Annotated in this window: 8 protein-coding genes; 4 read left to right on the forward strand and 4 right to left on the reverse strand. The window is 71.0% G+C overall.

Annotation, left to right across the window (positions count from 1 at the left end):
• Window positions 1-449: 449 nt before the first annotated feature.
• From VF746_31100 to VF746_31115, 4 genes are all read left to right on the forward strand, one after another.
• Window positions 450-3,221 carry a pitrilysin family protein gene (locus VF746_31100; GenBank protein ID HEX8696908.1) on the forward strand — a complete coding sequence of 924 codons (2,772 nt, stop codon included), beginning with the start codon at window positions 450-452 and terminating at the stop codon, window positions 3,219-3,221.
• 365 nt (window positions 3,222-3,586) lie between these two features.
• Window positions 3,587-4,345, forward strand: a complete 759-nt coding sequence (locus VF746_31105) for a hypothetical protein (GenBank protein HEX8696909.1) — start codon at window positions 3,587-3,589, stop codon at window positions 4,343-4,345.
• A gap of 177 nt (window positions 4,346-4,522) precedes the next feature.
• On the forward strand, window positions 4,523-5,533 hold the full coding sequence (locus tag VF746_31110) for an ABC transporter ATP-binding protein (GenBank protein HEX8696910.1): 1,011 nt from the start codon (window positions 4,523-4,525) through the stop codon (window positions 5,531-5,533).
• A gap of 5 nt (window positions 5,534-5,538) precedes the next feature.
• The gene (locus tag VF746_31115) at window positions 5,539-9,105 is read left to right on the forward strand and encodes a M1 family aminopeptidase (GenBank protein HEX8696911.1); all 3,567 of its coding nucleotides are present in this window, start codon (window positions 5,539-5,541) and stop codon (window positions 9,103-9,105) included.
• Window positions 9,106-9,128: 23 nt separating this feature from the next.
• Here VF746_31115 and VF746_31120 read toward each other — a convergent pair whose 3' ends face one another.
• The 4 genes from VF746_31120 to VF746_31135 all read right to left on the reverse strand — a co-directional run bounded on the left by VF746_31120 (window position 9,129) and on the right by VF746_31135 (window position 12,750).
• A complete protein-coding gene (locus VF746_31120; GenBank protein HEX8696912.1) occupies window positions 9,129-9,497 on the reverse strand; it encodes a hypothetical protein in 369 nt (122 codons plus the stop codon).
• A gap of 19 nt (window positions 9,498-9,516) precedes the next feature.
• Window positions 9,517-10,083, reverse strand: coding sequence for a hypothetical protein (locus VF746_31125; protein ID HEX8696913.1), 567 nt, complete (start codon window positions 10,081-10,083; stop codon window positions 9,517-9,519).
• Between the two features lie 405 nt (window positions 10,084-10,488).
• Window positions 10,489-11,529, reverse strand: coding sequence for an LLM class flavin-dependent oxidoreductase (locus VF746_31130; GenBank protein ID HEX8696914.1), 1,041 nt, complete (start codon window positions 11,527-11,529; stop codon window positions 10,489-10,491).
• Window positions 11,530-11,712: 183 nt separating this feature from the next.
• Window positions 11,713-12,750 carry a DUF4349 domain-containing protein gene (locus VF746_31135; protein ID HEX8696915.1) on the reverse strand — a complete coding sequence of 346 codons (1,038 nt, stop codon included), beginning with the start codon at window positions 12,748-12,750 and terminating at the stop codon, window positions 11,713-11,715.
• Between the last annotated feature and the right edge of the window lie 32 nt (window positions 12,751-12,782).

A 12,782-nucleotide genomic window follows, 5' to 3' on the forward strand; every position in this document is an offset into this window, starting at 1 on the left:
AGCGGCCGACCGGTATGGCGGCAACGGGGGGCCACAGGGCAGAATTGGGCAGTCTGCCCCCGGGGATGATTTGCCCGGATCGCCCGGAGCTTGACAACGGTGGCCTCATAGAAGGGATGCGCGCCCGACAGGGCCGGGACGGCGCCGCCACACGGAGTTCGTGGCGGCGGCGGCCCGGCGCGGTCGGGCACGGTCGTAGCGTGCCCTACCGCGCGCGCAGCCCGGCCCCCGGCACGGGGGACACGCCCGGAGACGGGGTGAAGTTCCGCCGTTGCGTGCCTGCCGGGCGGCTCGCGGTGGGAAAGGACCGCGGCGGCGGCGCAATTTGTCCGCTCCGTACCAATTTTCTTGACGCGAGCCGGCGGAAACAGAAGATTCCCCGAGATCCCTGCGACCGTTCCTCCGTCGCCCCGCTTTCCCCGCCCGTTCCCCTCACCACCCAGAGGACCATGAGACAACGGACCATTCCGCGGCCGGTGCGCGCGGTGCTGCTGGCGTCGGCGCTGGCGCTCCCCGCGGCGCTCCCGGCGCAGCAGCAGCGCGGCGGCGCCCAGAGCACGGCCGGCATCGACATCCCCTTCCAGAAGTTCGTGCTCCCCAACGGGCTCACGCTCATCGTGCACGAGGACCACAAGGCCCCGATCGCGGCGGTGAACGTGTGGTACCACGTGGGCTCGAAGAACGAGCGCCCGGGACGCACCGGGTTCGCGCACCTGTTCGAGCACCTGATGTTCAACGGGAGCGAGAACTTCAACAACGACTACTTCCAGGCGGTGGAGCCGATCGGGGCCACCGACCTGAACGGCACCACCAACAGCGACCGCACCAACTACTTCCAGAACGTGCCGGTGTCGGCGCTGGACCGCATCCTGTGGCTGGAGTCGGACCGCATGGGGCACCTGCTGGGCGCCATCGACCAGCCCAAGCTGGACGAGCAGCGCGGCGTGGTGCAGAACGAGAAGCGGCAGGGCGAGAACGAGCCGTACGGGCGGGTGGGCGAGCTGATCGCGCGCAGCACCTTCCCGGCGAACCACCCGTACTCGTGGACCGTGATCGGGTCGATGGAGGACCTGAACGCGGCCAAGCTGGAGGACGTGCACGAGTGGTTCCGCAACTACTACGGGGCCGCCAACGCGGTGATCGTGGTGGCGGGCGACGTGAACCCGGCCGAGGTCAAGCGCAAGGTGGAGCAGTACTTCGGCGACATCCCGGCGGGGCCGCCGGTGACGGTGCCGGGGCGCTGGGTGGCCAAGCGCACGGGGGTGCAGCGGGCCCGCATGCAGGACCGGGTGCCGCAGGCGCGCGTCTACCAGGTGTGGAACGTCCCCGAGTGGGGCTCGCTGGAGGGGACGCAGCTGCAGCTGGTGGGGAGCATCCTGGGCGGCGGCAAGACCAGCCGGCTGTACAAGCGGCTGGTGTACGACGAGCAGATCGCCACCAACGTTTCGGCGGGGGCGGGACTGCGCGAGATCGCGGGGCAGTTCACCGTGACCGCCACCGTGAAGCCGGGGGTGGACCCGGCGCGGGTGGAGCGCGCCATCACCGAGGAGGTGCAGAAGTTCCTGGCCGAGGGGCCCACCGCCGCTGAAGTTGCGCGGGTGAAGACGGAGTTCCGCGCCGGCTTCATCCGCGGCATCGAGCGCATCGGCGGCTTCGGCGGCAAGAGCGACGTGCTGGCCAACAACATGGTGTACGGCGGCCGGCCGGACTTCTACCGCACCACGCTGGACCGCGTGGCCGCGGCCGCGCCGGGCGACCTGCAGCGGGCGGCGCGCGACTGGCTCTCCGACGGGGTGTACATCCTGACGGTGGAGCCGTTCCCGCAGTACACGGCGGCGCAGCAGGGGGCGGACCGCTCCCGCCTCCCCGAGGTGGCGGCGCCGCCGGCGCCGCGCTTCCCGGCGGCCCGGACGGCCACGCTCTCCAACGGGCTCAGGGTGATGGTGGTCGAGCGCGACGCGGTGCCCGTCGTCAACTTCAACCTGCTGGTGAACGCGGGCTACGCGGCCGACCAGGGCGGCCAGCCGGGGACGGCGCGGCTCACCAGCGACATGATGGACGAGGGGACGCGCACCCGGGGGTCGCTCGAGCTCAGCGAGGAGCTGGCGCGGCTGGGGGCGGCGCTCTTCACGGGGGCCAACCTGGACCAGTCGACCGTCAGCCTCTCGGCGCTCAGGGAGAACCTGGACGCGTCGCTGGAGCTGTTCGCCGACGTGGTGCTGAACCCGTCGTTCCCGGAGGCCGACTTCCAGCGGCTGAAGGCGCTGCAGCTGGCGGCGATCCAGCAGGAGCGGGTGTCGCCGTTCGCGATGGCGCAGCGGGTGATGCCCGCGATCCTCTACGGGCAGGGCCACGCCTACGGCAACCCCTTCTCGGGGTCGGGGAACGAGCGCTCGCTGGCGGCGATCACGCGCAACGACCTGGCGCGCTTCCACCAGACCTGGTTCCGGCCCAACAACGCCACGCTGGTGGTGGTGGGCGCCACCACGCTGGAGGAGATCACGCCCAAGCTGGAGCGGCTCTTCCGCGGCTGGGCGCGCGGCGACGTGCCGCGCAAGAACATCCCCGACGTCACCCCGCCCGAGCGGCCCACGGTGTACCTGATCGACCGGCCGGGCTCGCAGCAGTCGCTGATCATGGCCGCGCACGTGGCGCCGCCGAAGAACAACCCGCAGGAGGTGGCGTACGGGGTGGTGGCCGACGTGCTGGGCGGCAGCTTCATCTCGCGCATCAACATGAACCTGCGCGAGGACAAGCACTGGTCGTACGGCTCGGGCGCCTTCTTCATGGACGCGGCGGGGCAGCGCCCGTTCGTGGCGTACGCGCCGGTGCAGACGGACAAGACCAAGGAGTCGCTCCAGGAGGTGATGAAGGAGCTGCGCGAGATCACCAGCCGGCGCCCGATCACGGCCGAGGAGCTGGCCAAGTCGCAGAACACGCTGATCCTGAGCCTGCCGGGGCAGTGGGAGACGAGCGGGGCGGTGGCGGGCTCGCTGGGGCAGATTGTGCGCTTCGGGCTGCCGGAGGACTACTTCCTCAAGTATCCCGACGCGGTGCGCGCGCTGAACCTGGACATGGTGCACACGGCCACCGGGGTGGTCCGCCCCGGTAACCTGGTGTGGATCGTGGTGGGCGACCGCTCCAAGATCGAGGCCGGGATCCGCCAGCTGAACGTGGGCGAGGTCCGCGTGATCGACGCGGACGGCAACCCGGTGAGCTGATCCGGGAACGGCGGTCTCACGCAGAGTCAGCAGAGTCAGCAGAGTCAGTAGAGAACGACTTCGCCGGCTCTGCGTGAGAGAAGTTTGATCGGAAGGACCGCCCGTCCGGAGGATCGTGACGGGCGGTCCGCTTTCCTCGTCAGGCTGCCGATGCTGGAATGATCACACGGAGTCAACGGAGTCAACGGAGAAACCCCTCGTCGCTGTTCTCCGTTGACTCCGTTAACTCCGTGTGAGACAAGCCGGTTCGGAGCCTGGCTCCGAACGACGGGGTGTCCCACGGCGCGCACTACGGACGTTCTCTGGCGGCTTCCATGCCGATGGACCTTCGAAAACCGCCTTTCATCCTCACCCGAAGTCTTCCCTTGAACGCGAGATTCGCTCTTCCGGCCCTGCTGGCGCTCTGCGCCTGCGCGCCGGTGGTCACCCACGGGCCGCGCGTGCACCCGGGACCCGACCTGCACCTCACCGCGGGGACGCTGCGGCTGCTGTGCGACACGCCGTGCGGCGACGGGGGCATCCTCCCGCGCACGGGCGTCGGGATGCGCTACGGCTGGACCTCGCGCGACTCGGCGAGCGTGGGGATCCTGGCGGGGCTCTCGATGCCGGTGTTCGACGTGCTGAACCCGGAGCTGGACCTGTACGTGCAGGCGCCCGCCGGGCCCACCGCGCCGGTAATGGGGATCGGGGTGGCGAGCGCCGTGAAGTACACCATGCCGTACGTGCAGCTCGGGTGGGACCCGCCCGCCGGGGTGGGCGCGTACGCGACCGTGGGGTACACGTGGTACTGGAGCAACCCGGAGTGGAACATCGACGGCGTGCCCGATGACTCGCTCTACCGCGCGCCGCGCTACTTCTCGCCCATGCTCTCGCTGCGCCTCCCCGGCGAGGCGGCGGCGATGACGATCTACCTCTCCGGCGCCTTCGGCTCGTTCAGCGAGCAGCGGATGGAGTTCGTCGAAGGCCAGCCGGAGCCTTTGATCACGCAGGAGCGCCGCCCCTTGCGCCTGCTGATGACGGGCGTGGTGCTCAACACGCCGCTGGAGGGGATGTTCTTCCCCGCGCGGCGCCCCCGGCCGATCCCGCCGCCGGTCGGCGCGCGCGTGCCGGCTCCGGTGCAGTGAGTGCGTTAGTGCGTTAGTGCGTTAGTGCGTTAGTGCGTTGGTGGGCGCCGCTCCGCTCGGCGCGGTCCGTGGGCCCGGCGCCGGAGGGAGATTGCGCGATCCGTCCGCGCAGGCCAGACTCCTCCCGGCCCGCGGTCACGCACTTCCGCACTCACGCACTCACGCACTTCGGTTTTCATGCAGCTCGTCATCGAAAACCTCTCCAAGACCTACCCCAACGGCACCGTCGCCCTGCGCGACGTCTCGCTCACGATCCCGCCGGGGATGTTCGGGCTCCTGGGGCCCAACGGGGCGGGGAAGAGCACGCTCATGCGCATCCTGGCCACGCTCCAGGACCCCGACGCGGGAGGGAGCGCGCGGCTCGGCGGCACCGACGTGCTGCGCGACCACGAGGCGGTGCGCCGCACGCTGGGCTACCTGCCGCAGGAGTTCGGGCTCTATCCCAAGGCCGGCGCGCAGGAGATGCTCGACCACTTCGCGCTGCTCAAGGGGATCGTGGACCGGCGCGAGCGGAAGGCGGTGGTGGAGGCGCTGCTCCGGCAGACCAACCTGTGGGAGGCGCGCTACCTCAGGCTGGGGAGCTTCTCGGGGGGGATGCGGCAGCGCTTCGGGATCGCCGTGGCGCTGATCGGCAACCCGCGGCTCATCATCGTCGACGAGCCCACGGCGGGGCTGGACCCGGCCGAGCGCGCCCGCTTCCTGAACCTGCTGGCCGAGCTGGGCGAGAACGCGGTGGTCATCCTCTCCACCCACATCGTGGAGGACGTGAGCGACCTCTGCCGGCGCATGGCGGTGATCGTGGGCGGGCGCATCCTGCTGGAGGCCGAGCCGGCGCACGCGGTGGAGTCGATCCGCGGCAGGGTCTGGCAGCGGCAGGTGGAGCGCGAGGAGCTGCCGGCGCTGGAAGAGCGGCACGCGGTGATCTCCACCATGCTCTCCGGCGGCCGCACCCTGGTGCACGTCTACGCGGACGAGCGGCCGGACCCCTCGTTCGAGCCGGTGGAGCCGGACCTCAAGGACGTCTACTTCACCGTCATCCGCGGCATCCCGATCCCCCTCGCGGCGGGAGCGTCCGGCCCCGCGGCGCCGGAGGCCGGCGACGCGCTGGTGATCGAGTCGCGCGTGGTGCTGGGCGGAGGGCGGCCGGCGGAGGCGCCCCGGGCGTCCGGCGAAGCGGGGGCGCCGTGAGGGCGGTGCCGCGGCTGGCCGCGTTCGAGGCGCGCTACCAGCTCCGGCGCGTCTCGCCCTGGGTGTTCCTGCTGGTGCTGGCCGGGATCTCGTTCCTGACCACCAGCATGGCGGGCGGCGCGTGGTCGGCGTTCGACTTCAACCGCGTGCTGTGGATCAACTCGCCGGCGTTCGTGGCGGCCGCGCTGCTGCGGGCGTCGATCCTGGCCGTGCCGATCGTGGCGGGGATCGCGGGGACCGCCGTGCAGCGCGACTTCCAGACGGTCGCGCACCCGCTCTTCTTCACCACCCCGGTCCGCCCGCGCGACTACCTGCTGGGGCGCTGGCTGGGCGCGGTGGGGGCGACCCTGGTGGTTCTCACCGGCATCCCGCTGGGGGTGCTGGCCGCCTGCGCCTGGCCGTCCGTGAACCCGGACCTCGTCGGCCCCTTCCGCCCGGGCGCGTTCCTGGCGCCCTTCGCCTTCCTGGTCGTCCCCAACGTCCTCTTCACGGCGGCGCTCTTCGTGGCGCTGGCGCTCTCCACGCGGCGGATGCTGCCGGTGTACGTGGGCGGCCTGGCGCTCCTGGTGGCGTGGTCGATCGCCCGGCTCAGCCTGATGGCGGTGGACGCCGGGCCGGCGGGGGCGCTGCTGGACCCGTTCGGGAACACGGCGCTGGCCCGAGCCACGCGCTACTGGACGGTGGCGGAGCGGAACACCCGCGACGTCCCCTGGCTGGGGCTGCTCGCGGCGAACCGGCTTCTCTGGCTGGGGGTGGGCGCGGCGGTGCTGGGCGCGTGCGCGCTGCACTTCCGCTTCCGCCACGCGGCGGAGGGGCGCGCCAGGGCCGCCTGGGACCCGGCCGCCGGGGCGCCGCCGCCGCCCGTGCTGCGCGTCCCCGCGGCGCGGCGCCGCTTCGACGCCGGCGCCCGGCTCCTGCAGCTCGCGGGCGAGACGCGGCGGGCGCTCTCGCAGGTGGTGGCGAACGTGTGGTTCCCGGTGCTGGTGGCGCTGGGGGTGCTGCTGGCGCTCACCATCGGCCGCTCGACCGACGCCGTCTACGGCACCCCCACCTACCCGGTGACCTACCGGGTGCTGGAGGCGGTGCAGGGGAGCCTCACCCTCTTCGTGATCGTCATCATCGCCGTCTACGCGGGCGAGCTGGTGTGGAACGAGCGCGAGCTGCGCGCGGCGGGGATCCACGACGCGCTCCCGGTGCCCACCTGGCTCTCGCTGGCGGCGCGCTTCCTGGCGCTCCTGGCCGTGGTCGCCGCGCTGCAGGGCGTGGCGATGCTCTGCGGCGTCCTGCTGCAGGTGTCGCGGGGGTGGTACCGCTTCGAGCCGGGGCTGTACCTGTCCGAGCTGTTCGTGTACGGGCTGGCGGGGTGGGTGCCGGTCGTGGGGCTGGCGCTCTTCATCCAGGCGCTGGTCAACCACAAGTACGTGGGGCACTTCCTCTTCCTGCTGTGGGTGGTGGGCTCGCTGGTGCTGTACGGGCTGCTGGGGGTGGAGCACAACCTGGCCCTCTTCGGCTCGGCACCCAGCCTCACCTACTCGGACTTGAACGGCTACGGGCACGCGCTGGTGTCGTGGCGCTGGTTCACGCTCTACTGGGGGCTGTGGACGCTGCTGCTGGCCGCGGCCACGCACCTGCTCTGGGTGCGCGGGCAGGACGCGGGCGGGCGCTGGCGCCTGCGCGAGGCCCGGCGGCGGATGACGCGGCCCCTGCTGGCGGGGACGGCGCTGGCCGCCCTGCTGGTGCTGGCCACCGGCGGGTTCATCTACTACAACACCGCCGTCCTCAACCACTTCGAGACCGACGACGAGGGCGAGCGGGTCCAGGCCGGGTACGAGAAGGACTACAAGCGCTGGGAGTGGGTCCCCCAGCCGCGGATCGCGGGGGCGCGGCTCGAGGTGGACATCTTCGCCGGGCGGCGCGACCTGCGGCTCCGCGGGACGTACCGGCTGGTGAACCGCTCGGGCGCGCGGATCGACTCGGTGCACGTCGACCTGCTCAACTCGCTGCAGGTGCGCGAGCTGCGGCTGGACCGGCCGGCCGCGCGCGTGGTCTCCGACAGCGCCAGGGGCTACTACGTCTTCCGGCTGGCGCGCCCGCTCCTCCCGGGCGACTCGGCGCAGCTCGTCTTCCACCTGGAGCACGACAGCCGCGGCTTCGAGAACGAGCCGTCGTATCAGCCGGTGGTGGGCAACGGCACCTTCTTCGACAGCCGGTGGCTGCCGGGGATCGGCTACAACCCCGACGGCGAGCTGGACGACCCCGGGGCGCGCGAGGAGCACCACCTCCCGCCCCGCCCCCGCGCGGCCCGGATCGACGACCCGCGGGCGCGGACGCGCAACTTCGTGGCGCGCGACGCCGATTGGATGGACTTCGAGGTGACGCTGAGCACCGACGCCGGGCAGACGGCCGTTGCGCCCGGCTACCTGCAGCGCGCGTGGACGGCGGGCGGGCGGCGCTTCTTCCACTACCGGATGGACGCGCCGATCCTGAACTTCTACGCCTTCCTCTCCGCCCGCTACCGGGTGCGGCGCGACCGCTGGGACGGGGTCTCCATCGAGGTCTACCACCACCCGGGGCACGAATGGAACGTGGAGCGGATGGTCCGCTCGGTGCAGGCGTCGCTCGGCTACTACACGCGCGAGTTCGGGCCCTACCAGCACCGGCAGGTGCGCATCCTGGAGTTCCCGCGCTACGGCGAGTTCGCGCAGAGCTTCGACAACACCATCCCCTACTCCGAGGCCATCGGCTTCATCGCCGACGTGCGCGAGGGCGACATCGACTACCCGTTCTTCGTGACGGCGCACGAGGTGGCGCACCAGTGGTGGGGGCACCAGGTGGCGCCGGCCGACGTGCAGGGCGCGGCGATGCTCTCGGAGACGCTGGCCGAGTACGGCGCGCTGATGGTGATGGAGCGGGAGTACGGCCGGGAGCAGATCGGGCGCTTCCTGCGCTACGAGATGGACCAGTACCTGGAGGGGCGCGGCGCCGAGAGCCGCGGCGAGCTGCCGCTGATGCTGGTGGAGAACCAGCAGTACATCCACTACAACAAGGGCGCGCTGGCGATGTACGCGCTGCGCGACTGGATCGGGGAGGAGCGGGTGAACGGCGCGCTGCGGGCGTTCCTGCGCGAGTGGCGCTTCCGCGGCCCGCCGTACCCCACCGCGCGCGACCTGGTGGCGCACCTGCGGGCGGCCACGCCGGACTCGCTGAAGCACGTCGTATCCGACCTCTTCGAGCACGTGACGCTCTACGAGAACCGGGCGGTGTCGGCGACGGCGCGGGAGCTGGGCGGGGGACGGTGGGAGGTGTCGCTCACCGTGCAGGCGGCCAAGCTGCGCGCCGACAGCCTGGGAGAAGAGACGCCGCAGCCGCTGGGCGACTGGATCGACGTGGGCGTCTACGCGGCGGGCGACCCCGAGCCTCTCTACCTGCGCAAGCACCGCGTCACGCGGGCCACGCAGACGATCCGCGTCGTCGTCGAGGGGCGCCCCGCGCGCGCCGGCATCGACCCGCTGCACAAGCTGATCGACCGGCGGATCGACGACAACGTGGTGGGGGTGACGGTGGGAAGATAGCCCGCGAGGGTGGGAGAGAGGGGTTATCCGAGCACGCGTACCTGATTGTAGGTAAAAAGCAGAGAGCGCATGAACCGGGTAGCTTCTGTCCGTAGCAGGGCCGTTTCAGAGTGCGTCTTTGCAACCAGGACCTGCTCACGCATGTCGCGGGCGCGCTCAAGGTTGTCGCGGACATTGCGCGAGAGACCGTCTTCCCCGTCGAAGAAGGCCGAGAGCTGGTGACCCTGCGTCTCCCACTCGGCTTCGTCGAACCGCGAGTGCGACGGCTGATCCCAGAGTTCGCAGACAATGTCTTCCATGAGCAGTAGCGCACGAAGGTACATGTCCCGCGCTCGCTCGTCGTCGAGCAGTCGCCTGAGATCCTGCGGCTCCAGGAGAGCGAAGCCGCCCAATCGCTCCTTCCTGGGAGCCCTAGACAGGACTTCGGTAGGCATGTGACCTCAGTATCTCCATGGCTGTGACCGGGTCGCCTGGCTCCAGCTCGTAGACCAGGTTCAAATCCAGGCGATCCTCATCTACGTGCTCGTCGTAAAATAGCAGGTCGAACTCGTCTCCACCAAGATCCCTGATCAGGTACTCATCCGATTCGAGCAGTCCTGATCCAGCCTTGTGGAGCCTCCAATCCCCGACCGCCTCGATATCCACCCGATAAATGATCGGGTACAGGAATTTAACACTTACATGATCGCAGATGTTCAGCAACCGCTGAGCTGTGTCTCCATCGACGACCCCTTCGCTCTCCTTTGCAACGATACCCTTCTTCAACTTGATGCGATGGATGGTGATGAAATTGTCGAACTCATCGCGGTCCGCCCAAGGCTGGTACAGGTCTTTGTAGATTTCCAGCGGGTTCGACGACTTGGGATTTGGAAGACGGTACGGGTAAAAGGGCGCCACGTAGACGTAATGGACATCGTCGTAAAAGTGGCGGTTGAGACACCACGCTAGGAACGACTGGGTCGAATAGTAGAAGCGCATTCGCGTGCAGAACCGACGGACAGGGCAGGGGACCAAAATGCCATAACGTAACAACTAATGCTGCTCGCTGATGAATGCAAGCGGGTCTATGCTCGGGAGACGCTTGGAGCCACCTTACAAGTTCACACAAGGTCCCGAACAAACTGCGTAAGTGCCCCCGCGCCATACGTTTGGTTGACGCGCCGCGGCGAACAGCCTACCATACGTGCCCAGGCGGGCGATCCCACGGACAACGCGCGGTGGCAGTCCGGCTGAAGCCGTAAAAGCGTGCGGGCCCACCGCACAACCGCGTCCGGATACCCAAGCGCCCCGCGCGCCGCGGGCGCCCGCCCTCAGACGGTTCGACGGCCGGGTCTGCTGACCCGGCCGTCTTCCATTCCCCCCAAAGTTCGACGCGGCGTCCCGTCACCGCCCCGGCGCACTCCCGTCCGCCGCGCCCACCTCCAGTCCCATCGCCTCCGCCAGCAGCTCGTAGGAGCGCAGGCGGGCGGCGAAGTCGTGCGTCACGGTCACCACCAGCACCTCGTCGGCGCCGTAGCGGGCCGCGACGCGCAGCAGCTCGGCGCGCACCTCGCCCGGGTCGCCAGCGATCATCCGCGCGCCGTCGGTGCCCACGGGCGGCGGACGCCAGTCGGGGCCCAGCTCGGCCAGCGCCTCGTCGGGCGAGGGGATGCCGCGGTCGTAGCCGCGCACGATGCGGCGCCGCCACAGCTCGACGCCTGACGCCAGCCGCCGCGCTTCTTCGCTCGTTTCGGCGCAGATCACCCCCAGCGCCACGCTGATGCGCGGCTTCGCGAGGCGCCCGCCCGGGCGGAAGCGCTCGCGGTAGGCCTCGGCCAGCGCCGCGCCGTCCTCGCCGGAGATGAACTGCGCGAACGAGTAGCCGGTGCCCAGCTCGGCCGCCACCAGCGCGCTGCCGCCGCCCGAGCCCAGCAGCCACAGCTCGGGGACGGTGTCGCCGCGCGGCATGGCGCGCACGCGGCCCCAGGGGTGGCTTTTGGGATACGTGTTGCCGAGCCAGCCGGCCAGGTCTTCCACCTGCTGCGGGAAGTACTCGATCGGCAGCGCGGCGCGCCCGTACTGGAGCGCCTGCACGGTGCGCGCGTCGCCCCCCGGCGCGCGGCCGACGCCCAGGTCGATGCGCCCGGGGAAGAGCGTCTCCAGCATGCGGAACTGCTCAGCCACCTTGAACGGCGAGTAGTGCGTGAGCAGCACCCCGCCCGCGCCGACGCGGATGGTGCGCGTGGCGGCGGCGACCGCCGGGATCAGCACCTCGGGGGCCGAGCCGGCGAAGGAGTTGGTGCTGTGGTGCTCGGCCAGCCAGTAGCGCGCGTACCCCAGCCGCTCGCACGCGCGCGCCAGCTCCACCGTCTCGCGCACCGCGTCCGCGCCCGTGCCGCCCGTGCGCACCGGCGACTGGTCCACCACACCGAGCTTCAACGACAAGGAGCTTCAGGGAACAGGGAACAGGGGACAGCCTGCGAGCGGGAAGGTGCGCGGCGGGGGCGGCGGGCGCAACGGGGGATCGCCCGACGAGGGGTGTGGGGCGGGAGCCGAAGGCGCCGCGACGATGCCCCGGGTCGGGGAGCTCCGGGGCATCGTCGGTTCACGTCGTCTCGCCTGCTCTCCTCACCGCGCGTCCGCGGATGGAGGCGGCGGAGGCGGTCCCGGCGCCGGCGGAGGAGGGGGCGGCGGCCCCTGGTACGGGCCGGTGTACGGGGGCGGCGGGCGCCGGCCGCGGTCGAAGAGCTTCAGCTTGCGGACCGCCCACACGATGGCGGCGATGATCAGGGCCAGCGGCACCAGGAACCCCAGCGAGGCGATCAGCGCGGCGATGAACCCGACGAAGATCCGCCACGCCTTTCCGAACGCCTCCAGGATCGGGTTCTGCCCCGGGTAGTCGCCCACCACCGCTTGCGGCTCGTGGAGCGTGACCGTGAGCGTGCTGACCGCCACGCGGGTGCGCAGGTAGCGCAGGCGGCCCTCGTAGCGCTCGATCTCCTCGCGCACGCGCGCCAGCTCGCGCTCCACCGTGAGCACGTCTTCCAGGCGCCCCGTGCGCGTGGCCAGCAGGCTCACCAGGCGCTCCTCCAGGCGGCGCGCGTTCGCCATCCGCGCGCTCACGTCCACGAACTCCTCGCCCACGTCCTGCGCGGTGACCTGCACGCTCTCCACCTCGCCCACGGGGCGGATCCCGGCGAGCGCCTGGTCGAAGCGCGCCGAAGGGATCTTCAGCTCCAGGTCGGCCCTGCGCGACTCCCGGTCGCCCGCGGTGATGGTGGTGTTGCCCACGTAGCCGCCCAGCTGCTGCGCCAGCCGCCGCACCTGCTCGATGGCCGGCTCCAGCGAGTCGACCTCCACCACCGCCGTGCCGGTGCGGATGATCATCGACGGCGCGGCCTGCTGCGCGTTCGGCTGCGCCGCGCCCGAGGCGGTGTCGGCGGTGGCGGCTGTTCCCTGGTCCGTACCCTGGGCATACCCCTCGGCCGACCTCGCCGCGGGGGACTCCCTCGAGGCCGCTGCGGGAGCCTGCACCGGGGCCGTCTCCAGGGCGACGGACGGAGCGGCGGAGCCCGCATCCTCCTCCGTCATGCGGGCCGAATCGCCGCCGCTGCAGGCGAGGGCGAGGAGCGGCAGGAGCGCGGGCGCGAATCGCTTGAGGTTCATGGGTCGTGTCGGTCGTGGGAACAGGTGGGGTC

The sequence above is a fragment of the Longimicrobium sp. genome (assembly GCA_036389795.1).
Lineage (GTDB): Bacteria > Gemmatimonadota > Gemmatimonadetes > Longimicrobiales > Longimicrobiaceae > Longimicrobium.

Coding starts and splice junctions, on each gene's coding strand:
- VF746_31100 (HEX8696908.1), top strand. CDS start 450: ATGAGACAACGGACCATTCCGCGGCCGGTGCGCGCGGTGCTGCTGGCG.
- VF746_31110 (HEX8696910.1), top strand. CDS start 4,523: ATGCAGCTCGTCATCGAAAACCTCTCCAAGACCTACCCCAACGGCACC.
- VF746_31125 (HEX8696913.1), bottom strand. CDS start 10,083: ATGCGCTTCTACTATTCGACCCAGTCGTTCCTAGCGTGGTGTCTCAAC.
- VF746_31135 (HEX8696915.1), bottom strand. CDS start 12,750: ATGAACCTCAAGCGATTCGCGCCCGCGCTCCTGCCGCTCCTCGCCCTC.